Origin of the sequence: Streptomyces sp. NPDC060049, from assembly GCF_042736715.1 — a bacterium.
In the GTDB taxonomy this organism is placed as follows: Bacteria; Actinomycetota; Actinomycetes; order Streptomycetales; family Streptomycetaceae; genus Streptomyces.
The window spans coordinates 429,004-454,494 of the sequence record NZ_JBHWVV010000005.1; the positions used below are offsets into that span (position 1 = coordinate 429,004).

The following is a 25,491-nucleotide window of genomic DNA, read 5'->3' on the forward strand; positions in this document are numbered from 1 at the left end:
CGTCCCCCCCAAGGCCACGTGCGCCGGGCCCCCGGGCTCTCCCACCTCCGGCGGCCCGCGCCATCCGATCACGGATGGCGAGGACCGCCGTTCGTGTTCAGGCGACCGGTGTCAGAGCTGGGGGACGTACGGCGCGAGGCCGACGATGAGGATGCAGCGCTCGCCCGGGCCCGACTCCGTACCCGCACGCACCGGGCCGACGTAGTGGCTGACCCTGTGGTCGTGGACGGCGTAGCCCTCCAGGGGGCCGGTGAGGGTGAAGCGGGCGTGGATGTCAGCCGCCGGGTCTTCGGGCTGGAGTCCCGCGCTGTCCGGTCCGGCGATGACGTTCTGCCCGCCGGTGACGTTGGTACGGCTGATCAGGTGGGCGAAGGTGAACGTGCTCGCCGAGCCCCCGTCCTGGTGGAGGCAGTCCGGGGAGGAGATGGCGACCCGGCCGGGATGGTCGACGCCGAGCTTGATCAGGTGGACGCCGGCCCACAGCGGCCGCCTTTCCAGGTCCCTCAGCCGCAGGATCTGTTCGATGTCCCAGCGCAGGAGTCGCAGCAGCAGAGGGTTGTCGCGCACCGCCTCGGGAATGTCGGGAAGAGCCCGACGCCTCCGCGGGTACTCAGAGCCGTGCTCGTCCTGGAAGTACTCGGTGACCGTACCGTGCACCGGGTCGGGGACTCCGGGAATCCAGGACAGCTCGTCCTTCCACGGCAGGTACACGGCATGGGAGTACCGGCGGAACCGGTTCGTTCCGGGGGCGTGCGGGTCAGGCGGCAGATCCGCGAAGACGTCCCGGATCCCCGCCAAGTCCCCCGCGGCTGAGCCGGCCGGGTCGATGCCGAGCTCCTCCGGGCCGTAGCGGGCGAACCCGCGCTCCCGCAGGCCGTTCACGCCGTCGGCCTGCCCTCCCGCGCCGGAGAGCGGTCGCCGGTGGGGCTGGGTCTTCTCCACGTATTCCTCCAACAGATCAGATCCGGTTCGCCTCCAGCACCGTGCCGTCGACCTACGGAGACCTTACGGACGCCCACCACCGGCACGACCGGGGCCGCCGCCGGAGCACGGGTCACTCACCGATGCACCATTTCTCCGACTTTGTAATCGCATTGCCCGTCGTTTACCGTGGCTGGGGCGCGGGACAAACCGCGTCCGTATTCGCGGGAGGTAATCAGTGTACCTAGGGGCAGCATTCCCCTTCCGATGGTTGCGCCTTCTTATCTGAATCCAACAGGAAGAAATCGGGATATCACCGGAGAGCGGCCGAAGTCATCGCGGCGACCCGCAAAGTGAGCGCCTGGACGGCGATCGCTGTGGTGCCCGCTCCAGCTTGGTCGGGCTCGGCCCGAAATACCGTGCCGACGCCCTCGCCTTCGAGTCGACGCACGCCGGCCTTGAGTACTTCTGCGCAGCGGACCCGCCGACAGCATCCCCTCCTCGCCACCATCCGGAGCCTCCTCGTGGTCTGCGGCAACGGCGGGCTGCACCGTGCGAGTCCTACGCGATCGAGCGGTTGAGCGGTTGAGCGGCGGTTGAGCGGTTGAGCGATCGAGTCGAACCGCCTCCCCGGACCCAGCGCACCGCCGGCTCAAGTACCCGATCACCCGGGGCCGTTGCGCCGATCCCTTCGGCAACGACGCGCACGCGGCCTGACCCGCCCCCCTGGTGATGGCAGATGCCAGTGGCGGACCCGCCCTTCTTCAGCGGCGACGTCACCGGCCTGTGGAAGAAAGCGAAAGCGAGAGTTCATGACCCGCAGTACACGGCGGGACGGCTCGGGGGGCCGACCCCGTCACACCGCACGCATCGCCGTCCCCGCACTCCTGCTCGCCGTAGCCCTGCTCTTCCCTCAGCTCCTGCCCAACAGACCGGGCAATCTCGGCAGCCTCACCGAGACCGTCCTGCCGTGGTTCGGCATCGCGATCGCCGTCCTCCTCCTGTGGGCGGCGGCACGAGGCACACGTCTGGGCAGGGCCGCGGCCCTGGTGCCCCTGCTGGCCTGGGGCTACGTCTTCGTACCCACCCTGACGGCGCCGCCGCCCCGCGCGGGGGTCAGCGACTTCAAGGCCCTGACCTTCAACGTCGGCGGAGCCCGCACGACTCCCGATGCCGTCGCCCGGGAAGTGATCGCCACCGGCGCCGATGTCGTCGCCCTGGAGAAGGTCCCCCTGCCGGCCGTCCCCGCGTACGAGAAGGCACTTGCCCGGGCGTACCCCCACCACGCCACCCACAACACCCTCGGCCTGTGGTCGCGCTATCCGCTGTGCGAGGTCGAGGCGTTGGACCTGGGCGGCCCCTGGCCACACGCGATACGGGCCGTCGCCGGCACCCCCGGCGGCGACACCGCCATCTACACGGTGCGCCTGCCCTCCGTGCGGGTCTGGGCGACCGAGGGCTTCGCCATCGGGGCCCGCGACGCCGCCGCGGCCGAACTGGCCGACCGCGTGGCCAAGGATCCGGCCCCCCGCATGATGCTGCTCGGCGACCTCAACGGCAGCCTGTACGACCGGGGTCTGGCCTCCCTCACCGAGCACCTCGAGCCCGCACAGGAACTCGCGGGCCGAGGCTTCGGCTTCACCTGGCCGGCCGCCTTCCCCGTGGTCCGGATCGACCACGTGCTCCTGCGCGGCCTGGAGGCCACCACCACCAGCGTCCTGCCCGACCTGGGCAGTGACCACCGACCCGTCCTCACCGGGGTGAGACACGCGGTGTGACGGGCGCCTTTTCCTACCGGCAGACCCGATGCCCTCGTGCTGTTCCTACCCGGGGAGGCGGACGCCCGGCGGGGGCGTCGGCCGGGTGGTGCCGGGAAGGCAGACGACCGCCGGGTTGTACGCGGCGTACCGTCCCGAGGGGTTCTGCTTCCAGAGCCACAGGTGCAGGGCGTAGTGGACGGGCTGGCCGGGGAAGTGGCCGAGATGCGGGCCGGTGAAGGCCCGACCGAACAGCTTCGGGCGGTCGTCGTCCGTCCCCGTGTTCTGATCGCGGTCGTAGACGAGCCACTGGACGCCGGCGAGGCGCTTGCCCCCGCGCCCGTCGTCCTCGTAGTAGAGCGCGGCAGGCTTCGCCGGGTCGACGGAGTTGTCGTACGCGTGGTTGAAGTGCGGGTAGCCGAGAGCGCCCGCCCCCGCCCGGTCCACGATGCAGTACTTGTCCGGGACGTAGCCCGCCTTCACGGCGGCGGCGTGCCGATGGAACGGGGCGGTCGCGCGGTAGGCGGTCGCCCGGTCTGCGGCGGCCCTGCCGGCGTCGATGCCGGCGGGGGACGCCGAGGCCGGGACGGCGGCGACCGCCAGAACGAGAGTGGCGGCGGCTGCGAGGGCCGGGACGGGATTGCGGACCATGGGCGGACTCCTCGGTGGCGGGCTCGTAGCGAGCAGGATGTCCCGCGGCCGCCCGCCCCGCCACACGGCCGGACCGGACGGCTGACCCCCTGCCTCGAACGAACCAAGGACCGTTTCGCGAGCGGTCCGCACGGGGAACCGGTGTCCAGTCCACAGAACACCGATGCCACGGAGGACGCGGAACATGACGCAGCAGAATGCGGCACCGACCGGCGGCCAAGCGCCGCAGGATCTCGTGTCGGCCGTGTCCAGGGGTGCGCCGGAGTTCCGCGCATGCCCGTATCCGGCGTACGCCACCCTGCGCGAGCAGGCTCCGGTGTGCCGGCTGACGCCCCCTCACGGGGTCGAGACCTACCTCATCACCCGCTACGAGGACGCCCGGGACGCCCTGTCGGACCGGCGCTTCAGCAAGAACATGCGCGGAGCCATCGACACGTACCACGCGGTGTTCGGCAGCTTCTTCGACGCGCTGGACGACAACGTCCTGTTCTCGGACCCGCCGCGCCACACGCGGCTGCGCCGCGTCCTCAGGAGTGCCTTCACCCCCCGGCGGGTGGAAGCCCTGCGACCCAGGATCACGGAGATCGCCGAGGCCCTCCTGAGGGAATGCCGCAAGAGCAACACGGTCGACCTGATGTCGGCCCTGGCGTTCCCGCTCCCCATCGCGGTCCTGTGCGAACTGATGGGGATCGAGGAGGCCGACCGGCCGGACATCCTCGGGCAGCTCGGGGTGGTGACGCGGTCCAGGTTCAACCCCGAGTTGAAGGCGGAACTGAAGGCGGCCGAGCAGTGGCTGCAGAAGCGCCTGGGAGAGATCGTCTCCCACAGGCGGGCCAACCCGTCCGACTGCTTCCTCAGTGACCTCATCACGGCGGAGGAAGCCCTCGACGACGCCGATCTGGTCGCGTCGATGTGGGTCCTGTTCTTCGCCGGCCACAAAACCACGGCGTTCCAGATCGGAAACTCCGTCCTCGACCTCCTCCTCCATCCCGACCAGTTGGAGGAGCTCCGCAGGAATCCGTCCCTGATCCCCGGCGCGGTCGAGGAACTCGTACGGTTCGACGGCTCGGTGGAGACCTCGACGTTCCGGTACGCGGCCGAGGAAGCCGACATCCGGGGAACCGTGATCCCCAAGGGCGCTCTCGTCCAGATCGCGATTTCCTCGGCGAACCGCGACCACGAGAAGTTCGAGTCCGCCGATGTCCTGGACGTCACGCGCGAGGGGCTCCAGGGGACGCACCTGGGTTTCGGGCACGGAACGCACTACTGCCTGGGAGCCCCGCTGGCGCGGCTCGAACTCGAGATCGCGCTCGCCTGCTTGCTCCGGGAGTTCCCCGAGATGGAGCTGGCCGACGAGGAGGAGAGCGGGGGCGCGTGGCTCAAGGGCCCCGTCGCGGCGTTCCGGGGGCTGGAGCGGCTCCACCTCGTCCTGGAGCCGTCTCGGCCGGCCGGGGATCTCGCCCTGCCGCCGACGGTCTCCGTGAAGTGAACGAACCCGACGGGCGGTGGATTGGCATGCTGAATTCCGGGAACACCTCCGGCCTGAACTTCGAGGACCTGTCCGCGGAGGAGTTGGCGGTCTCCGCCGTGGGCGCCGGTGAACACGTACGCACGGCCGGGGGCGACGCGCCCCCCGCCGGTGAACACCTACGCGTGGCAGAGGGTGACGCGCCCCCGGGCTCGGTCCACGTCCACGGAGCCCAGCCGAAGATCGACATGCATCACCACTATTGCGCGCCGGAATGGCGCGAGTGGGCTGCGCAGCACGGCTTGATCGATCCGGCACAGTTGCCCCGATGGGCGCACCTCGGCGCCGAGGACTCGGTCGACTTCATGGACCGCGCGGGGATCGAGACGGCCGTGCTCAAGCCCATGCTGCCGGCGCGCTACCATTCTTCGGCGCAGTTGCGCGAAGCCATCAACATCACCTTGCGCTCGATGATGCACGTGGCGCAGGCGCATCCGGCCAGGTTCTCGTTCTACGTCCCGCTGTTCCTGGACGACCTCGAAGCGTCCTCGTGGGCGGTGCGCCGCGGACTCGGGCAACTCGGTGCCGTCGGCGTGAACGTGACGGCCAACTACGGGGGTGTGTACCTCGGAGACCCCGCCTACGACCGCATCTTCGCCGAGCTGAACGACTTCTCGGCCGTGGTGGACACCCATCCGCACCATCTGCCGGGTGGCCGGCCCGGGGCGATGACGGTTCCGGGCATCCCCAACTTCATGTGCGACTTCCTGCTGGACACCACGCGGGCCGCCGTCAACATGATCAGCAAGAGGACGCTGGACCGCTTCCCCGACATCTCCGTCATCCTGCCCCACGCCGGCGGGTTCCTGCCGTACATCGCCCCTCGACTACAGGCCCTCGGACGGTTCTGTGACCCGCCGGTCGATCCCGCCGCCGTCGGCCACCACCTGCGGCGCTTCTTCTACGACACGGCAGGGCCCATGGCGCCGGCCGCGACGCTCCTCGCCCACGTGCCCGCCGACCGCATCCTCTTCGGCACCGACTGGCCGGCCGCGCCCGCGGACACGGTCATGGACCTGGCGCTCCCCGCTCTCGAGGCCGACCCGGCCTTCACCCCCGAGCAACTGAGTGGGATCTACCGCGAGAACGCCCTGCGTCTGATTCCGCAGTTGGCGACGGTCTGACCTCGACGCGGCCCCGACCGGCCCCCCGTACACGCCGAACCCCGCTCCGCGGCCGCGGAGCGGGGTTCGGCGTGTACGGGCGCGGGGCCTACGAACCGGTCATCGCGTCCCGCCAGGCGTGGGGCCGGAGCTCGCGGGAGCGGGGCGGCCGGGGAGGAAGAGGGAGCCGAAGGCCGCGCAAGCGGTGAAGAGGGCGGCGAAGAGGAAGGCTTGGGCGTAGCCGGCGGTGAGGGCCTGCACGCCGGGGCCGGAGTGGCGGCCGGCGGCGTGGGAGGCGATGGCGGCGAGGATCGCGAGGCCGAGTGCGCCGCCGATCTGGCGGGAGGTGTTGACCAGCCCGGAAGCCAGTCCTGCTTCGCGCCGGTCGATGCCGGTGGTGGCCGCGGCGGTGACGGGCAGCATGGACAGTCCCAGACCGAGGGCGCAGAGCACGAAGGGCGCGGCCACGTCGGTGGTGAAGGAGCCGCCCGCGGCGATGCGCGAGAGCCACAGGAACCCGAAGGTGCTGATGGCCATGCCGGTGACCAGCAGGGGGCGCGGGCCGGTGCGGCGCACGAGGCGGGTGGAGGTCCGGGCGCCGACGATGACCGCGAGGCAGCCGGGCAGGAACCACAGGCCGGTCTTCAGTGCGCTGAAGCCGAGGACCTGCTGCATGTAGAGCGAGAGCAGGAACCACATCGCGAACATCGCGGAGCCCAAACCGATCATGACCAGGTTGGCGATGGCCAACGTCCGGCGGCGCAGGACGGCGAGGGGGACCAGCGGGGACGCGACCTTCGATTCGATGACGACGAAGACGGCCAGGAGCAGGATGCCGAGAGCGAGGGCCGCCCAGACGTGGGGGGAGGCCCAGGACGAGCTCATCGTGGAGATGATCCCGTAGACCAGGGCGGTCAGGCCGACGGTGACCGACAGTGCGCCGGGCAGGTCCAGGCGGCTCAGGCCGCCGTGGCTGCCGCGCGCGGCGGGCGCGTAGAGGAGCGCGGCGGCGAGGATCGCGATCCCGATGGGAACGTTGACGAAGAACACCCAGCGCCAACCGGTGTACTCGGTGAGGAGCCCGCCGACCACCGCACCGGCCGCGCCGCCGACGCCGTTGACCGAGCTCCAGGCGCCCATCGCACGGGTGCGGGCGCGGGGCTCGGTGAAGGTCGTCATGATCAGCGTCAGGGTCGCGGGGGCGAGGACCGCGCCCCCGATGCCCTGGACCGCTCGGGCCGCGATCAGCGTCGCACCGTCGGCGGCGAGTCCGCAGACGAGCGACGCGGCGGTGAAGGTGGCGAGCCCTGCCAGGAAGGTGCGGCGGGCGCCGACCAGGTCGGCGGCCCGGCCGCCCAGGAGCAGCAGACCGGCGAACCCGAGGGTGTAGGCGTTGACGATCCACTGCTGCCCGGCCGGGCTCAGGCCGAGGGAGGCCTTCATGTCCGGGAGGGCGACGTTCACGATCGAGACGTCCAGCACGACCACGAACTGGGCCGCGCAGGCGATCACCAGGATCATCGCCGTCCGGCCGCCGCGGCGCGTCGACGGTCCTGGGTCGGTACTGAGGGCGGGCGGAGCACTTGACATGTGGTTCCTCAGGGGCAGGGACGGGCTCGGGTCGGAAACAACCCCAACCGGATGTCTGCCCCCGCACAGGACCGCCGTCACAGGCGTGCGGCAACCGGGTGACCGCCCGCCCGGGCCAGGCGGCGGCCGCCATCAGGGACGCCCGCGCCACCGCCCCGGAAGCCGGCGGCGTTCACCGGTTGGTACGGAGGACCGCTCAGGCGGTCATGGCGTCGCGGACCTTCGCGGTGTCCACGAACTGCTCGAACCGCACGATGCGTCCCGCGCGGACGATGAAGTGGTGGGCGACGCGTACGTCGACCGGCTTGCCCGTGGCCTTGTTGGTCGCGGTGTAGCGGGCCAGGACGACGACGTTCTCGCCTTCCGTGACGTAGGTGTCGTCGTGGGCGGTCCAGTCGTCCCACTGCGCGCCCAGACGCTCCATGACCGCTGTCGTGACGCCGGTGGGAGTGCGGTAGGTGCCGGCCAGCGGGAAGCCGGCCATCTCCGTCCACTCGACATCGTCGGCGAGGGTGGCGCGCAGGGCTTGGAGGTCTCCGGCCGCGGAGGCGAGGTACTGGCGGCGCACCACATCGGCGGGAGCCGTGGAGACGGCGGGGTCGGTACCGGTGTTCTGGTTCATCGACATCAGCCCCAGGTCATTTCGCCCTTGGCGACCTTCGCGCCGAGCTGGGCGGCGATCAGCATGCCCGCCTCCGGGTAGAGGGCGGTCATGGCGTCGGTCAGTGCCTGGCCGTCGGCGGCCCTGCCCAGCTCGGTCTCGAAGGCGGTGAGGTAGTCGCGGGTGTACGTGATGGGGGTGGCGTCGGTGGCGGTGTCGGGCAGCCGGTGGCCGGGGACGACCAGGACCGGGTCGAGTGCGGCCATCTCGTCCAGGGCCTTCACCCAGGCCGCGCGGAGCTCCGGGGTGGCGGTGTCGGCGACCCACACGTGCTCTTGCTGGAACGTCAGGACACCGGCGACGACGGCCCGGTGCTCCGCCTGCCACAGATAGTGCCGGTCGGGGAGCGCGGGAGAGGCGGCCTTGAGCTCGAAGCGGAAGCCTTCGAAATGGATGTCGCCGGTCAGGGGCTTCATCTCCACCAGGCGGGTCGGCCGGTTGACGCCGACGGGCTCCCAGGCGGCGAGCTTGCCCTGGTAAGCGGCAGTGATGTGCTCGATGACGACCGGGGTCGCCACGATCTGCGCGTCGGGAAAGGCGTCCGCGATGACCTCGGCGCCCCAGTAGTAGTCGGGGTCCGCGTGGCTGATGAAGACGGTGGTGAGCTTCTTGCCGGAGTCGAGGATCGCGGCGGCCAAGCGGTGTCCGTCGGCGCGGGTGAAGCCGGTGTCGATCAGGAACGCGTCGGTCTCACCCGTGATGAGGGTGGCGGTCTTGTTCTTCGAGCCGACGGGGAAGTCGAGGTCGATGACCTTGAAGTCGAGAGTGCTCATGATCAGGCCCTTCGTATGAGGTCGGTTCCGCACCGGGTCGAGGGCGGCCGGACCGGAGTGCCGGCGGCGGCTGCGTGAGCGACGGCGAGGACCGTCGCGGGGGGATCGTCGCGGGGGGATCGTCGCCACGTGCCGCACCGGCTTGCCCCGGCGGTCCGCGGGATCGTCGGCCCGCTCCACCAGGCCGGCCGTCTCCATCCGGTCCACGAGCCGCGTCATCCCACCCGTGGTCAGTACCCGCTCGTGCGCGATCGCCCCCAACGGCGGCCCCTTGCCACCCGCCCGGCCCACGATCAGCAGTACCTCGTACATCGGATGACTGATTGCGAACTCCGCCCCGATCGCACCGCCCAGCAGATGCTCCAGACGTCCCGCGACCCCCTGCACGTTGCGGAAGGTCAGATCATCGGGGCCATGCGATGGCGGTTCGGATGGGCGCGGAGTCGGGGCGAGGTGAGTTCCAGGGCCCTGTTGTCGCGTCCGGCACTCATGTGGTCGAGCCGGCGTTCGTACCAGTCGAGGAAGTCGGTGGCGGAGGGGGCGTTGGGGCCCCAGTGCCCGTCGCTGTTCCCCACGAGGACGCGGCCGGTGAGGGGACCGGTCACCGCGATGACGCACACGTCGGTGCAGCCCATTTCGACGACGTGGAGGAAGAGGCGGGAACCGGGAACGCCCCGCGGCTTCAGTGGTGCGGGCCCCGGGCCGCACGGACGCGACTCGTGTCGCTCTTCCCGAAGGAGTGACTGCGCAGCGGTTGGAACGGGATCGCGGCCGGCTTGCGGCGCAGGCGGGGTATGCGGGGATCCCTGCCCGTCACCGCTTGACGATCAGGTCGAGGACCGTGGCCAGGCGGGCTTTGACTGCCTCACGGTGGTGAAGGGCTTGTGGCTCCGACTCGGCGGTCGGTCGCACGCCCCGGTCCGCGAGGACGTAGAGCATGCGCAGCGTGCGCAGGCAGTTGGTGAGGTGCGCGGGAACCGGGGTCACGATGCGATCGGCTCCGAAGCAGGTGCCGATCGGGTCCAGCCACGCCGTCGCGTCGCGCTCGCTCATGTCGGGCCGGACGAGGATGCGGGCGACCGCCTTTGCCAGACGGTCGTCCTCCAGTTGGTCGAATACGTGATCGGTGTGCGCGGTCAGCCGGGCGGCGGCGAGGTCCAGCATCCGTACCGGTGCCACCTCGGGGTGGCACCCGAACCGGCCCAGCAGGTCCGCGCCGTGCGCAACCGCGTGGAGCCAGCCGAGCTTCTCGTCGTGGCCGCGGAGGTCCTTCTCGTTCGGGTACCAGCGCTCGAACGCGGCCACCCAGTCCGCCCTGAGATCCCCCTTGTCCAATAGCATGTCGAGCACGAGGGGGGCGAACGTGCGTGCCTGGACCTCCCCGTCGAAGAAGCGGGCGGCCATCTCGTCTCCCAGCGCCAGCCGCCGGGGTGTGTCGATCACTCCCCCGGCTATCCAGGTCGACAGGACGCCGTAGGCCGCTCCGTCCCGGATCAGGGGATCGGGATCCGCCAATGCGAGGGAGAGCCCTTGCACCAGTTCTTCCAAGGGGCGGTCGGCGGGCACGGCGCAGTCTGCGGCTTCGATGCCGTTCCAGTCGATCATGACGGGCAGACTAGCCCCCACCGCCGCGCTCCGCCGCGCATTTCGGTACCGCTGCCGGCACGGTGGCCGTCGCGGCCGGCATCGTCGTGCTCACCGCGGGCGCAAGGGTGGGAACCGCCCGGCCGGAAGCAGGAGCGCGAGGCCTCAGCAGGTGATCGCGAGTTCGTGGACCACCGGATTGGCCGCCCAGGGGAACGTGGTCACGCCGAAGGTGCCGCGGACGGTCGAGCCGCACGTGGCCGTGCCGACGAGACCGCGTACCTCGAGGTTCGCGGAGGTGAAGACGACCGGTTTGACCTGCGTCTGGGGCGCGGCGGCGCCGACGACCTCCGCGGACAAGGTGGTGAACAGCTCCTGCGCGGCGGGCAGCGGGCTGCCCGGGGAGGGCGGGCCGGCAAGTCCGACCGTTCCGTAGATCTCGACGGTGGTACCGGTGATCTCGGCGCACACCCGTGTGGCCAGGCCCGCCTGGAGGCGCGAGTCCCCGCAGGAGGTGACGGTCCCGATCGTGTCGGCCTGCAGGGCGGCCGCGTGGGCCGGGGTGATCGCGTAGGCGGCAAGGCTTGCGGCACTGGCCGCGAGCAGGGCTAAGCGCTTCATCGTGGGTCATCCCTTTTCGTGACGGAGCACCATGTACGGGCTACTGCCCGGTGCTTATGGCATGTGATATTTCACATGCCATCAGAACGCAGGGTGTTCCCGATCTGAATCCACCATGGCCGCGTCATGCCGGCTTGGTGGCGCCGGACCACACGTGAACGCGGATCGCCTCGCGACCGCACCGGCGCTGACCGACCAGGACCCGCGGTCAGCGCCGTCCACTGCGGGAACGCCTCAGCCCTGGCAGAGGCCGCGGGCGTAGTCGTACGTCGCGGTGGCCTGCGAGTACCGCCACTGCGGGTCCAGGAGGTCGCTCTTCAGCTGTCCGGCCGCGGCCGGGCTCTCGACGACGTACCCGAAGTCCTGCAGCCAGGACGGGTACAGGTTCTTGGAGCCGATGTAGAAGGCCGATCCGTCGACAGAGACGAGCTTGTGGTGCTGGGCGTACGGTTTGCCGTCCGCCCAGGTCGGCTGGTCGGAAGCGCGGAACGTGGCCAGCTGGAGGTTCTGGCACATGGCCGCGCGCGCTTGGGCGCCGTCCCCGGTCAAGGCGGTCACCCGGCCGCGCAGGGCGTCGCTCACCTCGGAGAGCGACTTGATCTGCGAGTAGCCGCCGCTGCCGATCGTGCCGCGGTTCGCCGGGTCACTCACGACGATGCGGACCTTCACGCCGGAGGCGAGCTTCGCGGCGAGTGCGTCGTAGAGGCGTACGTCGTAGCGGGGCAACGGCGGGCACGTGGAGTGCACGTCCTGCTGGGAGATCTCTATGTGCGAGGTCGCGCTGGAGACGAGGGCGCGCAGGGCGCTCTCCTCCGGGTTGACGGTGTCGTAGTCCCGGTCGGCGTTGGTGTTGTCGTGCACTCCGATCCCGCACTTGGTGTCGTCGGCCGTGGGCAGGACCGGGCGGAAGGAGGAGGCGGCGTCGTTCTGGAGGATGCCCACGCCCAGCCCGCCGACGGCGATCGCGGGCACGTTCCCCCCGCCCGGGGGAGCGGCGGGCCGGGGCAGGGAGGGCATGCAGTCCGCGCCGGGTGAGGCGGCGAACCAGACCGCGCTCCACTTGTTCTTGTTGCGGCAGGTCCAGTCCCACAGGGAGTCGAGGTAGCGGCCCGCGGAGCCCGCGGCGGGCCCGGACAGTGCGAGGTCGACGTCGCTCACCGGGTGGGAGGTCTCGAGGTAGTCGTCCTTCCAGCTGTTGATGCCGCCGGTGATGACCGAACTGCCGTCCACCACGACGAGTTTGGAGTGGTTCCAGGAGAACGCGGTCTTCGAGGTGGTCATCGAGGCCACGTTGAGGGTGATGTTGCCCGCGGCGGCCGGGCCCAGCCTCGCGAGCAGTTCATCCCGGTAGGACGCCGGGATCACCGTGGAGTGGTAGAGGGGCGCGGCGCCCACCATGATGCGCACCTTCAGCCGGTTGCCCTTCTGTGCCGACTCCCTGAGGCCCGCGACGATCGCGTCCTGGTAGCCGCCGTTGGGGAAGGGTGCCAGCGTGGAGATGTCCACCGTCTGCCGGGCGTCGGCGATGTCCTGGCGCATCTTGTCCAGGAGCCGGCGCGATCCGGGCCGGTCGGCGCACGCGGGATCGCCCCAGCAGCCGGGCGTCTGGAGCAGCCAGTCGGAGGCCCCGGGGCTGGACGAGCCGAGCCGGTTGCCGGAGGTGCGTTCCCAGACCGATCCCTCCAGGCCCGGCGAGACCTGACGCAGGGTCTGCTCGATCGAGTCGAGGTGCGGAGTCGGCGCGTCCGCGGCGGAGGCGGGGGTGGTGGCGCCGAGGAGGGAGAAGCCGAGGGCGAGGGCCGATGTGGAGACGAGGGCGGCCGTCGTACGGATGCTGCGTGCCAATGTGGTTCCTTGACTGAGGGGGGTGGCTCTGGCCGGAGCGTGGTCGACCAACGCTCCGACCATGATCAACTCGTGCAAGTTACCAGCGCGTAGGCGCCTGTTCACCCACCTCGGGCGAGTTCCGGCCACACGCGCCGGGACGCCCGTCGGCACATACCGGCGCCGGTGCGGGAGGCTGGGGAAGGGGCGCACGCGCCGGTCGTTCCTGACCGGACACCGGGCCGACGGTGATGCCCGTCAGGCGGGGCTCCGCTCCGGTTCCGGCTCGAAGAGGGGCGTCGGCGCGTGGCGGGGGATCAGCAGCGGGGTGGCCAGCAGGAGCACGCCGGCCAGGCCGATGGCCGTACGCGGACCGAGCAGGGCGCCCAGTACGCCCCAGAGGGCCGTCAGGAGCGCGGTCGAGGCCCTGGCCGTCACCGCCCAGGCGGACAGCGTGCGGGCGACGCGGTCGGTCGCGGTGCGCTCGAGGCGGTAGGTGGCCGAGACGGGATTGAACACCCCGCAACAGAAGATGAGCCCGAGTTCGACACCCATGACCAGCAGCAGCCCGCCGGCGCCCGCCCCCACGAAGGCGAGGCCGACCGGCCAGAGCGCGCGCAGCACCCCGGACACGACGAGGACGTGGTGCCGCCCGAACCGGGTGACGAGCGGCCGGGCCAGCCGCGAACCGAGCAGCCCGCCGATCGAGGGGACCGCGAAGGCCAGGCCGTACTGCCACGGCGGGAACCCGAGCGGTCCGAGCATCAGGACGGCCAGGAGCGGCTGGGTGGCCATCACCAGACCGTTGAACACGGTGGTGTTGAAGAACAGTGGACGCAGGGTGGCGTCGGCCAAGACGAAGCGCCAGCCGTCGAGCAGATCCCCTGCCTTCATGCGCGCCGCCTCCCGGCGCCCGGGTGGCGGCTCGTGGCCGCTGCCGGTCGCCCGGATGCCGAGGGCCGAGAGCAGGTAGCTGACCGCGTCGGCCACCACCGTCGCCACCGGGCCGAGCAACGCGATCGCGGCGCCGCCCAGCGGCGGCCCGACGATCGTGGTCATCCAGGCCGTCGACTCGAACCGGGCGTTGGCGACGAGCAGGTCCTCGGCCGGCAGCAGCGTCTTCACGTAGGCCCCGGACGCGGCACGGAAGGTGATGTCGGCCGCCGCGACGACGACCGTGACCAGCAGGAGCTGGAGGAAGGTGAGCGCGCCGAGGGCGAACGCGGCGGGGATCGTCAACAGGGCGGCGCACCGCACCAGGTCCATCGTGATCAGCACCGGCCGCTTGTGTCGGAATTCCACCCACGGTCCGAGCGGCACCGCCACGGCGGCGCCCACGGCGGCCCCCACGGAGGCGAGGGCGGCGACATGGGCCGGTCCGGCGTCCAGCACCTCGATGGCGATCAGCGGGAACGCGCCGAAGGCGAGCCACGTGCCCAGCGCGCTGGTCCCGTACGCCGCCCAGAGCCATCCGAACCGTCGCCCCAGCCGGTGTCCGCTCCGCACGTCCGCCCCCTCCCCCACCCCACAACCCATCCGCTACAGGCGTCATCGAATCGCGCGGCATCGTCGATGGTCAAACAACCGTGAGGTCCTTCCTGCACAACCATCGGTTGTGCGGGTACGGTCTCGGCATGGACCTCAACGCCGTCCGCACCTTCGTCGCCGCCGCCGACGCGGGGCAGTTCCAGGTAGCCGCAGCCGAGCTGGGCGTCACCCAGCAGGCCGTCTCCAAACGCGTCGCCGCGCTCGAGCGCGACCTCGGCGTGCGGCTGTTCACCCGTACCGCGCGCGGCGCCGAGCTCACCATCGACGGGCAGGCCTTCCTCCCGCACGCGCGCGAGCTGCTGCGCGTGGCCGAGCGCGCGGCCGAGTCCGTGCACGCCGGGCGCCGGCCCCTGCGCGTCGACGTGATCGCTTCGCGCAGCGCGCAGTCGGCGCTGATGCGCGGCTTCCACCGCGCACACCCCGAGATCGACCTCGACGTGGTGATGCTCTTCGACATCGACAGCGCCGTCGCCGCCATCCGGTCCGGTGCGATCGACGCGTCCTTCCGCGCCGTGGCCGCGCCCGGACATCCCCTGGCCGAGGACATCACGTCCGTCCGGGTACTCGACGAGAAGCTCCAGCTCCTCACCGGCCCCGCTCACGCGCTGGCGGGCGCCCGGTCGGTGACGGTCGCACAACTCGTGGGGCACCGGATCTGGATGCCCGGCCTCGCCCCCGGCACCGAGTGGGCCGCCTACTACCACGACCTCGTCGCCGCATTCGGCCTCACCATCGAGGCGACCGGCCCCAACTTCGGCTCCGACGCGCTCCTCGACACCGTCGCCGACACCCCTGCCCTGGCCACCTTCATGGGCGCGGACTCCCGCCTCGTATGGCCCGCCGGCCACGGCCTGCGCCGCATCCCGGTGACCGACCCGACGCCCGTCTACCCCCACTCGCTCCTCTGGCACCGCGACAATCCCCACCCGGCGCTGGCCACCCTCCGCGCCCACCTCGCGACCACAGCGGGCGGCCACGACGCCCTCGGGACCTGGGCGCCGGACTGGGTCGTTCGATGAGGTGCGTCAGTGCCGGTCGAAGACGTAGCCGTGCTCGGCGTCGGCCGCCTCAACACCTCGCGGGCCCGGCCCGGCCCCCCGCCTCCCGCACCCGCTCCGGCGGATCCGGATCGCTCGGGCGGCCTGGAGTGCGTGCGCCAATGCCGTGCTCTAGCGTCGGAAGGGCGAGGGTGACCGATGCGCCGAGCCGGTCGCCCCTTGGAGTGCCTGCTCCGCGCCGCCCCCGCCCGTGGTCCGGCGCATCGCGGATCGCGTGACCGACCGAGAGAGCAGGTGTGTCCGCATGCGCTCGTCAGCTCGTCGTATCCCCAGCCTCCTTGCCGGCCTGGCCCTCGCCGTCGGCGGCCTCGTCCTCGCCGCCCCGGCCGCCCAAGCGGACAGCCAGGCCTGCGAGCAACACGTAACGCAAAAGAACGCGCAGGTCACCGACGCCGTCCGGCAGGCGTGCTACCAGGGTCAGATCGGCAACCAGACCAGCTGCACCGGCAGCCTCGACGCGGCCGGCATCTCCAAGGACGTCGCTGCCCAGGCATGCCGGATGGCTCCGAAGTAGCAGCCGCGAGACCCCCGGCACCGGCGGGTGTGTCCCGGCAGGAGTACGGACGAACGTGCCGGCTCCTTCACCGAGGTGCGGCCTCCCCCGGAGGGAGGCACTCTGAAGGGACGTGTCCGGACGCGGGCACCCCGCCGGGCGGACCGAGCTGCCCGGCCGACCTGCCCATCCTCGGCGGACGAACAGTGGAGGCGAGCGGCCCATGGCATCCCGCGACGCGCTGCTCGTAGTCGACACAGCGGGTGTCGTCGTCGCGTGGAGCCAGGAGGCCGAGTCCCTGTTCGGCCACGAAGCGTTCCAAGCCCTCGGCCGTCCCGTCGCGGAGCTGTTGGCAGAGTCATGGCCACTGGCCGACGCCGATACGGATACCGCTGCCACTGCCGACGCCCATGTCGGCGGTCGTTTTGACCGGACCTCCGCGGCTTCGGGACTCGTGGTGCGGCCCATGACGCTGGAGGACGGCGACTCGGGCTGGAGCGTGGACCGGCTCCTGCCGGACGACGAGGAGGCCGGCGCGGACGACGCGGACGACGCGGACGACGCGGACGGGCAGGGGGAGGCACTGCTGCACGCGTTGTTCACCCAGTCACCGATCGGCATGCAGGTGCTGGACCCGCAGCTGCGCGTCCTGCGCGTGAACACCGCGGCCTCAGGAATGAACGGTCTCAACTCCGCGCGTCTGCTCGGGCTCCGCCTCAACCAGATGTTCCGCCTGTCCGACCCCGACGAGACGGAGGCGATGGTGCGGGACGTGCTCGCCACGGGCGAGCCCGCGCTGAACCGGCTCGTGCGCGCGTGTCCGCCCAGCGACCCGGAGCGCGAACACGTCTACTCCGTCTCCGTGTTCCGGCTCGAGGACGCCGACGGCCGGGTGCTGGGCGCCTCCACGGCGGTGGTCGACGTCACCTCCCGCGAGCGGTCCCTGGCCCGCGAACGGGTCCTCAACACCGCGCGGGAGCGCGTCGGGCAGTCCCTCGACCTGGACGCCACGTGCGCCGCACTCGTCGATGTCCTCGTACCCGCCTTCGCCGACGCCGCGGAGGTGGACCTGCTGGACCCCGTGGTCCACGGCCAGGACTTCCCCCCGGCGCCGGTCGGACCCGGCGTACCCCTGCGGCGCATGGCCTTCGCCGCGGCGGACGGTCAACGGAACTCCCTGAGCGTGGACACCGGTTCGTTCCGCTTTCCGGCCGCGTGGCTGCAGTCCCTCACCGATCTGCGGCCCCATCTGGTCACCTACCACCCGGACGTCGCCGACGCCGACCCGCAGGCGTCGCGGACCACACGCCGATCGGGCGCGCATTCCGCCATCGTCACGCCGCTGACCCTTCGCAACGGCGTCTGCGGGACGCTCAGCCTCTACCGTTCTCCTCCCCGCCAACCGTTCGTGGACGAGGACCTCGGGCTCGCCCTGGAGATGTCCGCGCGCACCGCGCTGCACATCGACAACGCCCGTCGCTACACACGAGAACACACCATCGCCCTGACCCTGCAACGCCGCCTCCTGCCCTCGCACCCGGAACCGCAGTCCGCTGCGGAGAGCGCCCATTTCCACCAGTCGGTCGAGGCCGGCGGCGGCTGGTTCGACATGTTCCCGCTCTCCGGCGCACGGATCGCGCTGACCGTCGGCCGCGTCGTCGGCACCGGCATCCACGCAGCGATGGCCATGGGCCAGCTGCGGACCGCCATCCACACCTTGGCCTCCCTCGATCTGGAACCGGACGAACTCCTCGCCCGTCTCGACGACACGGTCGGCCGGCTCGCGTCCGAACGCGCCGGCCTGCCGTCCGGTGACCCCCTGCGGAACCGGCGGCTGCTCGTCCACTGCCTCTACGGGGTCTACGATCCCCTCGACCTGAGCTGCGCCTTCGCCGTCGCCGGCAACCCGCGACCGGTCATCGCCCATCCCGGCGGGACCACCGAGTCACTCGACGTCCCCGTCGCCCCGCCCCTGGGCAGCGGCGAGGAATCCCCGTTCGCTTGTGCGCGATTGCACCTGCCCGAGCGGAGCGTCATCGCTCTCCACACCGACGCGTTCCTCCGCGCGGGCGGTGACGACGGCCCGACCGGCCAGGGCCGTCTCAGAGAGGTCCTCGCCGACAGCGGGCGATCGCTGGACGACCTGTGCGACGAGGCCGTACGCACGGTCCCCGGCTCTCCCCCGGCAGTCGACGCGATCCTGCTCCTGGTGCGGACCCAGGCACTTGCTCCCGGCCGGGTCTGCACCTGGGAGCTACCGCCGGATCCCGCTGCCATCGCGACCGCCCGAGCACGCACGCGGCGCCAGCTTGCCGCATGGGGTCTCGACGAGCTCTCGCTCACCACCGAGCTCATCGTCAGTGAGCTGGCCACCAACGCCGTGCGTTACGGAACCCCTCCGCTCACGCTCCGCCTGATCAACGGCGACCGCACGCTCGCCTTCGAGGTCAGCGACTCCAGCCCCGTCTCGCCCCACCTGCGCCATGCGCAGACCAGTGACGAGGGCGGCCGCGGCCTGTTCATCTGTGCCGAACTCACCCAGGCCTGGGGCGTCCGCTTCGGAGAGAACAGCAAGACCATCTGGACGGAACAAGCACTCCCCCCACGGGGCCTGGGCGACGCATGAGCCTCGATCGTGCGGCCGGAGCCTTCACCCGAAAGGGAAGCCTGCGGCTGGTGTAAGTCGAGTCTCGCCCGGCACCCGCCGACCGTGGTCTAGGTTCGGGCCGTGAGCTCCTTGGACCGTCCCTCCGACCAGAGCGCCGCCCGCCTCCTGCTGCCGTATCCGGCGTCAGAGGTGGGCGGCCTCCCCGATGGCCTGCCCGTCGCGGTGTGGGACGGCGCCGGCAGCCCGCCGGGCGCCGAGAGCCTCGCCGGGGTGGAGTTCTTCGTCATCCCCTACGGCTACGCGGATGCCGCGGTACCGGTGTGCGCGAGCATGCCGCGACTTCGAGTGGTCCAGTCCCTGTCAGCGGGGGTGGAGGACCTCGTAGAGCAGGTTCCCGGCGGTGTCGTTCTGTGCAACGCCAGGGGCGTTCACGACGCCGGCACCGCCGAACTGGCTGTCACACTGACTCTCGCGTCGCTTCGAGGCCTCCCCGGTTTCGTCCGCGCCCAGGACGCGCAGGAGTGGCGAAGCGACCGCCGCCCCGCGCTGGCCGACCGTACCGTCATGCTCGTCGGGTACGGCTCCATCGCCTCAGCGATCGAGGATCGGATCCTCCCGTTCGAGTGCGATGTCCTACGAGTCGCCCGGAGGGCCCGCTCTGCTCCGCGCGGCCTCGTCCACGGACTGGACGAACTGCCGGCACTCCTGCCCCGGTCCGACGTGGTGATCCTCACCGTCCCGCTCACCGAGGAGACGCGCGGCCTCGTCGACGCACGCTTCCTCGCCCTCATGCAGGACCACAGCCTGCTGGTGAACGTCTCCAGGGGCCCCGTGGTGGACACCGGGGCACTGCTCGCCGAACTCACCGCCGGCAGGCTGAACGCGGCCCTCGACGTCACCCACCCGGAGCCCCTGCCGGCCGGTCATCCACTGTGGCGGGCCCCGAACACGCTGATCAGCCCCCACGTCGGAGGCAACAGCTCCGCCTTCCTGCCGCGGGCACTACGGCTGATCCGCACCCAGGTCCTCCACCACCTCGCAGGGGAGCCCCTGGAGAACGTCGTACGACACCGCAAGCCCTGACACCCGCACCGGTCACCCGCCAAGACCGTCCGCCGTCCCCCGGACTCATCGGTGCGATCCACACCGCACCCTGACCCCAAGGGCTCGCCCATGACCGCACATCACACTCAGGAGCCGACCGAGAGCGCCCGGCAGGAGGAGAGCCGCGGCGAGCCCCGGTGGCCGATGGCCGCGGCCGTCGTAGCCGCGATGGTGCTGACCCTGCTGCTCCCCGACGACCTGCGGCTGGCACCCCGCTGGGTGTTCCCCGCCATCGAAGGGCTGCTCCTGTTGGCGCTGATCGCCGGGGACCCGGGCCGGATCGACAGGCGCTCCAACGTCATGCGCACCATTTCGATCACCCTGGTCGGCGCCCTGTCACTCAGCGCCGTCTGGTCGACCGCCCGCCTGGTCGACGACATCGTCCACGGCGGGAAGGAAACCGACTCCGCCGCGAGCCTGCTGCAGACCGGCGGCACGGTGTGGGCCTGCACCGTCCTGGCCTTCTCCCTGCTGTACTTCGAGCTCGACAGCGGTGGGTCCGCGGCCCGGGCCCACCACATGCCCCCCAGCCCCGCCCTCGCCTTCCCCCTGCAGCTCAACCCCGGCCTGAGCAGCGCCGACTGGCGGCCCCGCTTCATCGACTACCTCTACCTCGGACTCACCAACGCCACCGCTTTCAGCCCCACCGACGTCATGCCGCTGGCCCCCTGGGCCAAGATCGCCATGAGCGTCCAGGCCCTCCTCTCCCTGCTCATCCTCGGACTGGTGGTCGCCCGCGCCGTCAACGTCCTCGCGTAACGGCCGGGCGGGTTCGGCTCGTTCGGGCCGGAGTGTGCGTGCGCAGCCCCGAACGCGGGCGGCGCGCAGGTCTGTTCCCCCCTGTTCGCCCCCCCTGTTCACCCCCTCGGCATCCGAGCCGGTCGACAGAGATCTACGCGCGGAGAAAATATGCCCGCATAGCGGACCACTGTTCACGCGGGGGCTACTCACGGGTACTCCGATGCTGCTAGAAGTGTCGGGCCCAACCAACTCACAAGTCCCGGCCACCGCCGGCACGCCCGTCAACGGTCGCATCGCGATCGGCCAGAGCGTGCCGTGGAGGCAGCCACGGCGCCGACCGTCCGCCAGGACCCGGCGGTGCAAGGGCTCGGCGTCCCAGCCGAGCGCACAGCAACAATCCGCTTCGCACGCCTATCGCGAAGGCGTCGCTCACTGCTAGAAGAGTGACGCTTCAACAACTCCTGTTCCCCACAACACTCCAAGGAGTTACCTGTCATGCGCACGACAATCACGAGAAGAGTTCTGCCCGTCCTGCTGGCCCTCGCGGCCGCCACCCTGGGACTCACCCAGCAGGCCTCCGCCGCCACGGCGGCCGGAGAGCGCTACGTCGCTCTCGGTGACTCCTACTCCTCAGGGGTCGGCGCCGGAAGCTACCTGTCCGACAGCGGCAACTGCCAGCGCAGCAGCAAGGCCTACCCGTCCCTGTGGGCGGCGGCCAACGCCCCGGCCTCGTTCTCCTTCACCGCCTGTTCGGGGGCGACGACCGGTACGGTCAAGAGCGGCCAGCTGACCCCGCTCAACAGTTCCACCACGCTCGTCAGCGTCACCGCCGGCGGCAACGACGTCGGGTTCGCGAACGTCATGCAGACCTGCGTCCTGCAGAGCGAGGCCACCTGTGTCAACGCGGTGAACAACGCCATCGCGCAGATCAACAACACCCTGCCGGGAAGCCTCTCGTCCCTCTACGGCACCATCCGCAGCAAGGCGCCGCAGGCTCACGTCGTCGTCCTCGGCTACCCGCGCTTCTACCAACTGAACGGCGGTTGCGTCGCCGGCCTGAGCGAGACCGAGCGCGCGGCGATCAACCGGGGCAGCGACGCCCTCAACGGCATGCTCGCCAAGCAGGCCGCCAACGCCGGATTCTCGTACTCCAGCGTCGTGGACGAGTTCACGGGCCACGAGATCTGCTCGGGCAACGCCTGGCTGCACAGCGTCTCCGTGCCCGTCTCCAACAGCTACCACCCCACGGCCGCGGGCCACTCCGGCGGATACCTCCCGGCCTTCCGCTCCGCCGTGTGACCTTCCGAGCGCCGCATCCCAGGGCCTTCCGCGCCCATGAGTCGACGCGGGTAGACCGAGGGGTCCACCGCTCGGCACCTCGCACACCAGCGCACCCGTCCCCCGCAGAAATCCGCACCAGGAGGAAAGCCCATGACGTTCCCCGAGGCATCCCCCACTCCCCGGGCCGGCCACGCGGCCACCAACCGCCCACGAGGAAACGCACTCCGCTCCGTCCTCACCGCTCTCGCCCTCGTCCTCGGCGCGCTCTTCGCCCCCGGCGTCGGTGTCGTCGGCGGTGCCACCGCCGCCCACGCGGCCACCAAGATCAGCCACGCCACCGCGACCTCGATGTTCCGCGGCTCCGGGATCACCTGGTCATCGTCCGGCGGCTGCTCGAACCGCAACAATGCGACCTGTACGTCCTTCGACCAGCTCAACCTCGCCACGGCGCAGGGCGCCCAGACCCTCAAGAGCGCCAGTGGCTGCGCACTGAACATCACCGGCGGCACCGAGACCGGTCACGCCGGCGGCACCTACTCGCACTGGAACGGCTACAAGCTCGACTTCAGCAAGTACACGTGCGTCGGGAACTACATCAAGAACACGTTCACTTACATCGGGGTACGCGGTGACGGCGCCCCGCAGTGGAAGTCCGGCGCCGGCAACGTCTACGCCGACGAGGGCAACCACTGGGACGTGACGTTCTACAACTGCGGCGGCTGCTGAGCCGGAGCCCTCCGCGTGAAAATTGAGCGGTCTGTCCGGACCTCCGGTCCGGGCAGACCGTTCCGGACGTTCCCGTGCATCGGGAAAACACAAAGGCAAGGAGAGATCTCTCCTTGCCTCTCTCAATTTATAGCGCGCTGGGGGGCTTGCCGCAAGACCCCGGGCACGGCGCAGAATGATCAACTCATGCAGGGCGAACAAGGATGAGGACGTGCTCGACAAAGAGTTGGACAGGGTGGGAGACGCCGGGGATTCGACCGGTCACCGCAGCGCAACAGAGCACGGCAGCCTCGGAGGTAGCGCCATGACGGAGCAGTACGTGCGGGATCTCCACGAGGTGGACGAGACGCAGGTCGCGGTCGTCGGCGGGAAGGGTGCGCACCTGGGCCGGCTGTCGCGGATCGAAGGCATCCGCGTGCCGGATGGTTTCTGCGTGACGACGGACGCCTTCCGGCGGGTCATGGCGCAAGAGCCGTCGATCGACGATCTGCTCGATCAGCTGTCGCGCGTGAGCCCGGACGACCGGGAGGCGGTCCGCACGCTCAGCGCGCAGGTTCGTCGGACCATCGAAGGGATCGCCGTCCCGGGCGACCTCGCGGCGGCGATCACCCGCGCGCTCGCCCGGTCCGGCGAGCGAGCCGCCTACGCCGTCCGGTCCAGCGCGACGGCGGAGGACCTGCCGACGGCCTCCTTCGCCGGCCAGCAGGACACGTACCTGAACGTCGTGGGACCGGCGGCGATCCTCCAGCACGTCAGCCGGTGCTGGGCCTCGCTCTTCACCGAGCGGGCCGTGACCTACCGCCGGCACAACGGCATCGACCACCGTACGGTCCAGATGGCGGTGGTCGTGCAGCAGATGGTCTTCCCGCACGCGGCAGGCGTCCTGTTCACGGCCGACCCCGTCACGGGCAACCGCAAGGTCGCCACCGTGGACGCCGGCTTCGGCCTCGGCGAGGCCCTGGTCTCCGGCCTGGTGAACCCGGACGTCTTCACGGTGCGGCACGGCGAAGTCGTCGCCAAGACGATCGCCGCCAAAGAGCGTGCCGTCCACGCCCTGCCGGCCGGCGGTACGCACGAAGTGGCGATCGACCCGCGGCAGCAGGAGCAGCCTGCGCTGACGGATGCGCAGGTCGTGCGGCTCGTGCGGCTCGGACGGCGGATCGAAGCGCACTTCGGTTGCCCGCAGGACATCGAATGGTGCCTGGTCGATGACGACTTCCGGATCGTTCAGAGCCGGCCGATCACGACGCTGTTCCCCGTCCCCGTCTCCGAAAACGGCGACCAGGACAACCACGTCTACGTCTCCGTTGGCCACGGGCAGATGATGACCGACCCCATGAGGCCCCTGGGGTTCTCCATGTGGCAGCTGACGGCCATGGTGCCGATGCACGAGGCGGGCGGGAGGCTGTTCGTCGACGTGACCCGGCGCCTGGCCTCGCCCGCGAGCCGCGACGGCCTCCTGGACCTGCTGGGGAGAGGCGATCCGCTGATCAGGGACGCTCTGGAGACCGTCCTCGACCGCGGCGATTTCGTCCCGTCGCTCCCGGACACGGGTCCCGGCGGGCCGCCGGCCGGGGGTGCGCCCGCCCCGGTGGAGACCGATCCGGCCATCGTCACCGAGCTGGTCGAGCGCAGCCGGGTGTCCATCGCCGCCTTGGAGCGCGACATCCGGACGAAGAGCGGACCGGCGCTGTTCGACTTCCTACTGGAGGCCTTCGAGGAGCACAAGCGAGTCCTCGGTGATCCGCTGAGCCATCAGGTGATCTCGGCGGGGATGGAGGCGACGTGGTGGCTCAACGACAAGCTGCTGGAGTGGCTGGGCGAGAAGAACGCGGCTGACACGCTCACGCTGTCCGCCCCCGGCAACGTCACCTCGGAGATGGGACTGGCTCTGCTCGACGTCGCGGACGTGATCCGCCCGTGGCCAGAGGTGGTGGCGTTCCTCCAGGGCGTCGAGGACGAGGGCTTCCTGGACGAGCTGGCGAAGCTCGAGGGCGGGGCCGAAGCGCGCGATGCCGTGGAGGCCTACCTCGACCGGTACGGCATGCGTTGCGTAGGCGAGATCGACATCACGAGGCCGCGTTGGCGCGAGCGTCCCAGCACGCTCCTGCCCGTGATCCTCGACAACGTCAGGAACTTCGAACCGGGGGCCGCCGAGCGGCGCTTCGAGCAAGGACGGCGGAAGGCGCGGGAGAAGGAAGGGGAGGTGCTGTCCCGCTTGCGGGCCCTGCCGGACGGGGACCGGAAGGCCGAGGAGGCCGCGCGGATGATCGACCGGGTCCGAACCTTCATCGGGTACCGGGAGTACCCGAAGTACGGCATCGTCAGCCGCTACTTCGTCTACAAGCAGGCCTTGCTGGAGGAGGCCGGGCGCCTCGTGCAGGCCGACGTGCTCCCCGAGAAGGAGGACGTCTTCTACCTCACGTTCCAGGAACTGCACGATGTCGTGCGCTCGCGCCGGGTGGACGGCCGGCTCATCGAGCAGCGCAAGGACGCGTTCCGGTCGTACCACGCGCTCACGCCGCCCCGGGTGCTCACCTCGGATGGTGAGGCCGTCACCGGGGCGTACCGGCGCGACGACGTGCCGGCCGGCGCCCTGATCGGCCTGCCGGTCTCCGCCGGGACCATCGAGGGAAGGGCCCGCGTCATCCACGACCTGGCGCAGGCCGACCTCGAAGAGGGCGACATCCTGGTCACGACCTTCACGGATCCCAGCTGGTCGCCGCTGTTCGTGGCGATCGCGGGCCTGGTGACCGAGGTGGGCGGTCTGATGACCCATGGCGCGGTGATCGCCCGGGAGTACGGTCTGCCGGCCGTCGTGGGCGTGGAGCAGGCCACCCGGCGGATCCGGGACGGGCAGCGGATCCGTGTGCACGGAACCGACGGGTACGTCGAGATCCTGTCGTGACCGACCGGACG

General features: G+C 70.9%; 20 protein-coding genes and 2 pseudogenes. 11 read left to right on the forward strand and 11 right to left on the reverse strand.

What is annotated here, in order from left to right:
* Positions 1-111 precede the first annotated feature (111 nt).
* Positions 112-942: a 2OG-Fe dioxygenase family protein gene (locus ACFWBY_RS12130; protein ID WP_385345082.1), complete on the reverse strand. Its 831-nt coding sequence runs from the start codon at positions 940-942 to the stop codon at positions 112-114.
* A gap of 791 nt (positions 943-1,733) precedes the next feature.
* Here ACFWBY_RS12130 and ACFWBY_RS12135 point away from each other — a divergent pair.
* Positions 1,734-2,699 carry an endonuclease/exonuclease/phosphatase family protein gene (locus ACFWBY_RS12135; RefSeq protein ID WP_385345079.1) on the forward strand — a complete coding sequence of 322 codons (966 nt, stop codon included), beginning with the start codon at positions 1,734-1,736 and terminating at the stop codon, positions 2,697-2,699.
* A 45-nt stretch (positions 2,700-2,744) separates the two neighbouring features.
* Here the strand turns inward: ACFWBY_RS12135 and ACFWBY_RS12140 are convergent, their stop codons facing one another.
* Complete coding sequence (locus ACFWBY_RS12140; RefSeq protein WP_385345076.1) at positions 2,745-3,329, reverse strand: hypothetical protein; 585 nt, start codon at positions 3,327-3,329, stop codon at positions 2,745-2,747.
* Positions 3,330-3,513: 184 nt separating this feature from the next.
* Here ACFWBY_RS12140 and ACFWBY_RS12145 point away from each other — a divergent pair, with 184 nt between their 5' ends.
* Both ACFWBY_RS12145 and ACFWBY_RS12150 read left to right on the forward strand, forming a co-directional pair.
* Positions 3,514-4,818: a cytochrome P450 gene (locus ACFWBY_RS12145; protein WP_385345073.1), complete on the forward strand. Its 1,305-nt coding sequence runs from the start codon at positions 3,514-3,516 to the stop codon at positions 4,816-4,818.
* Between the two features lie 26 nt (positions 4,819-4,844).
* Positions 4,845-5,981: an amidohydrolase family protein gene (locus ACFWBY_RS12150; RefSeq protein ID WP_385345070.1), complete on the forward strand. Its 1,137-nt coding sequence runs from the start codon at positions 4,845-4,847 to the stop codon at positions 5,979-5,981.
* 99 nt (positions 5,982-6,080) lie between these two features.
* On the opposite strand, the gene ACFWBY_RS12155 is transcribed toward ACFWBY_RS12150, so the two are convergent.
* The 9 genes and pseudogenes from ACFWBY_RS12155 to ACFWBY_RS12195 form a co-directional block, all read right to left on the reverse strand.
* Positions 6,081-7,550: an MFS transporter gene (locus ACFWBY_RS12155; protein WP_385334840.1), complete on the reverse strand. Its 1,470-nt coding sequence runs from the start codon at positions 7,548-7,550 to the stop codon at positions 6,081-6,083.
* Positions 7,551-7,746: 196 nt separating this feature from the next.
* Complete coding sequence (locus ACFWBY_RS12160; protein ID WP_385334842.1) at positions 7,747-8,178, reverse strand: nuclear transport factor 2 family protein; 432 nt, start codon at positions 8,176-8,178, stop codon at positions 7,747-7,749.
* Positions 8,178-8,984 carry an MBL fold metallo-hydrolase gene (locus ACFWBY_RS12165; protein ID WP_385335006.1) on the reverse strand — a complete coding sequence of 269 codons (807 nt, stop codon included), beginning with the start codon at positions 8,982-8,984 and terminating at the stop codon, positions 8,178-8,180. Before ACFWBY_RS12165 ends, ACFWBY_RS12160 begins: the two co-directional genes overlap by 1 nt.
* Before the next feature lie 132 nt (positions 8,985-9,116).
* A pseudogene (locus tag ACFWBY_RS12170) lies at positions 9,117-9,386 on the reverse strand (MarR family winged helix-turn-helix transcriptional regulator); the annotation flags it as partial.
* Positions 9,383-9,801 (reverse strand): annotated as a pseudogene (locus ACFWBY_RS12175) (hypothetical protein). The pseudogenes ACFWBY_RS12175 and ACFWBY_RS12170, both read right to left, overlap by 4 nt.
* The gene (locus ACFWBY_RS12180) at positions 9,798-10,589 is read right to left on the reverse strand and encodes a DUF2785 domain-containing protein (RefSeq protein ID WP_385334844.1); all 792 of its coding nucleotides are present in this window, start codon (positions 10,587-10,589) and stop codon (positions 9,798-9,800) included. The pseudogene ACFWBY_RS12175 and the gene ACFWBY_RS12180 overlap by 4 nt, the downstream one beginning before the upstream one ends.
* Positions 10,590-10,733: 144 nt before the next feature.
* Positions 10,734-11,189 (reverse strand): hypothetical protein, encoded by a 456-nt coding sequence (locus ACFWBY_RS12185; RefSeq protein ID WP_385334846.1) that lies wholly within the window; start codon positions 11,187-11,189, stop codon positions 10,734-10,736.
* Positions 11,190-11,423: 234 nt separating this feature from the next.
* On the reverse strand, positions 11,424-13,034 hold the full coding sequence (locus ACFWBY_RS12190; protein ID WP_385334848.1) for a phospholipase D-like domain-containing protein: 1,611 nt from the start codon (positions 13,032-13,034) through the stop codon (positions 11,424-11,426).
* A gap of 237 nt (positions 13,035-13,271) precedes the next feature.
* Positions 13,272-14,549: an MFS transporter gene (locus ACFWBY_RS12195; RefSeq protein WP_385334850.1), complete on the reverse strand. Its 1,278-nt coding sequence runs from the start codon at positions 14,547-14,549 to the stop codon at positions 13,272-13,274.
* 98 nt (positions 14,550-14,647) lie between these two features.
* On the opposite strand from ACFWBY_RS12195, the gene ACFWBY_RS12200 reads away from it, so the two are divergent.
* The 8 genes from ACFWBY_RS12200 to rph all read left to right on the forward strand — a co-directional run bounded on the left by ACFWBY_RS12200 (position 14,648) and on the right by rph (position 25,480).
* Complete coding sequence (locus tag ACFWBY_RS12200; protein ID WP_385334852.1) at positions 14,648-15,580, forward strand: LysR family transcriptional regulator; 933 nt, start codon at positions 14,648-14,650, stop codon at positions 15,578-15,580.
* Positions 15,581-15,863: 283 nt separating this feature from the next.
* On the forward strand, positions 15,864-16,133 hold the full coding sequence (locus ACFWBY_RS12205; protein ID WP_385334854.1) for a hypothetical protein: 270 nt from the start codon (positions 15,864-15,866) through the stop codon (positions 16,131-16,133).
* 202 nt (positions 16,134-16,335) lie between these two features.
* Positions 16,336-18,738 carry a SpoIIE family protein phosphatase gene (locus ACFWBY_RS12210; protein ID WP_385334856.1) on the forward strand — a complete coding sequence of 801 codons (2,403 nt, stop codon included), beginning with the start codon at positions 16,336-16,338 and terminating at the stop codon, positions 18,736-18,738.
* Positions 18,739-18,840: 102 nt separating this feature from the next.
* Positions 18,841-19,803, forward strand: coding sequence for a 2-hydroxyacid dehydrogenase (locus ACFWBY_RS12215; RefSeq protein WP_385334858.1), 963 nt, complete (start codon positions 18,841-18,843; stop codon positions 19,801-19,803).
* A gap of 90 nt (positions 19,804-19,893) precedes the next feature.
* Positions 19,894-20,583 carry a hypothetical protein gene (locus tag ACFWBY_RS12220; RefSeq protein WP_385334860.1) on the forward strand — a complete coding sequence of 230 codons (690 nt, stop codon included), beginning with the start codon at positions 19,894-19,896 and terminating at the stop codon, positions 20,581-20,583.
* 477 nt (positions 20,584-21,060) lie between these two features.
* Positions 21,061-21,864 (forward strand): SGNH/GDSL hydrolase family protein, encoded by an 804-nt coding sequence (locus ACFWBY_RS12225; protein WP_385334862.1) that lies wholly within the window; start codon positions 21,061-21,063, stop codon positions 21,862-21,864.
* 132 nt (positions 21,865-21,996) lie between these two features.
* On the forward strand, positions 21,997-22,572 hold the full coding sequence (locus tag ACFWBY_RS12230; protein ID WP_385334864.1) for a hypothetical protein: 576 nt from the start codon (positions 21,997-21,999) through the stop codon (positions 22,570-22,572).
* 304 nt (positions 22,573-22,876) lie between these two features.
* Positions 22,877-25,480, forward strand: a complete 2,604-nt coding sequence (rph, locus tag ACFWBY_RS12235) for a rifamycin-inactivating phosphotransferase (RefSeq protein WP_385334866.1) — start codon at positions 22,877-22,879, stop codon at positions 25,478-25,480.
* Positions 25,481-25,491 lie beyond the last annotated feature (11 nt).

Coding starts and splice junctions, on each gene's coding strand:
- ACFWBY_RS12150 (WP_385345070.1), top strand. CDS start 4,845: ATGCTGAATTCCGGGAACACCTCCGGCCTGAACTTCGAGGACCTGTCC.
- ACFWBY_RS12200 (WP_385334852.1), top strand. CDS start 14,648: ATGGACCTCAACGCCGTCCGCACCTTCGTCGCCGCCGCCGACGCGGGG.
- ACFWBY_RS12225 (WP_385334862.1), top strand. CDS start 21,061: ATGCGCACGACAATCACGAGAAGAGTTCTGCCCGTCCTGCTGGCCCTC.
- ACFWBY_RS12195 (WP_385334850.1), bottom strand. CDS start 14,549: ATGGGTTGTGGGGTGGGGGAGGGGGCGGACGTGCGGAGCGGACACCGG.
- ACFWBY_RS12165 (WP_385335006.1), bottom strand. CDS start 8,984: ATGAGCACTCTCGACTTCAAGGTCATCGACCTCGACTTCCCCGTCGGC.
- ACFWBY_RS12160 (WP_385334842.1), bottom strand. CDS start 8,178: ATGTCGATGAACCAGAACACCGGTACCGACCCCGCCGTCTCCACGGCT.
- ACFWBY_RS12145 (WP_385345073.1), top strand. CDS start 3,514: ATGACGCAGCAGAATGCGGCACCGACCGGCGGCCAAGCGCCGCAGGAT.
- ACFWBY_RS12135 (WP_385345079.1), top strand. CDS start 1,734: ATGACCCGCAGTACACGGCGGGACGGCTCGGGGGGCCGACCCCGTCAC.
- ACFWBY_RS12230 (WP_385334864.1), top strand. CDS start 21,997: ATGACGTTCCCCGAGGCATCCCCCACTCCCCGGGCCGGCCACGCGGCC.
- ACFWBY_RS12180 (WP_385334844.1), bottom strand. CDS start 10,589: ATGATCGACTGGAACGGCATCGAAGCCGCAGACTGCGCCGTGCCCGCC.
- ACFWBY_RS12210 (WP_385334856.1), top strand. CDS start 16,336: ATGGCATCCCGCGACGCGCTGCTCGTAGTCGACACAGCGGGTGTCGTC.
- ACFWBY_RS12205 (WP_385334854.1), top strand. CDS start 15,864: ATGCGCTCGTCAGCTCGTCGTATCCCCAGCCTCCTTGCCGGCCTGGCC.
- ACFWBY_RS12140 (WP_385345076.1), bottom strand. CDS start 3,329: ATGGTCCGCAATCCCGTCCCGGCCCTCGCAGCCGCCGCCACTCTCGTT.
- rph (WP_385334866.1), top strand. CDS start 22,877: ATGACGGAGCAGTACGTGCGGGATCTCCACGAGGTGGACGAGACGCAG.
- ACFWBY_RS12155 (WP_385334840.1), bottom strand. CDS start 7,550: ATGTCAAGTGCTCCGCCCGCCCTCAGTACCGACCCAGGACCGTCGACG.
- ACFWBY_RS12185 (WP_385334846.1), bottom strand. CDS start 11,189: ATGAAGCGCTTAGCCCTGCTCGCGGCCAGTGCCGCAAGCCTTGCCGCC.
- ACFWBY_RS12220 (WP_385334860.1), top strand. CDS start 19,894: ATGACCGCACATCACACTCAGGAGCCGACCGAGAGCGCCCGGCAGGAG.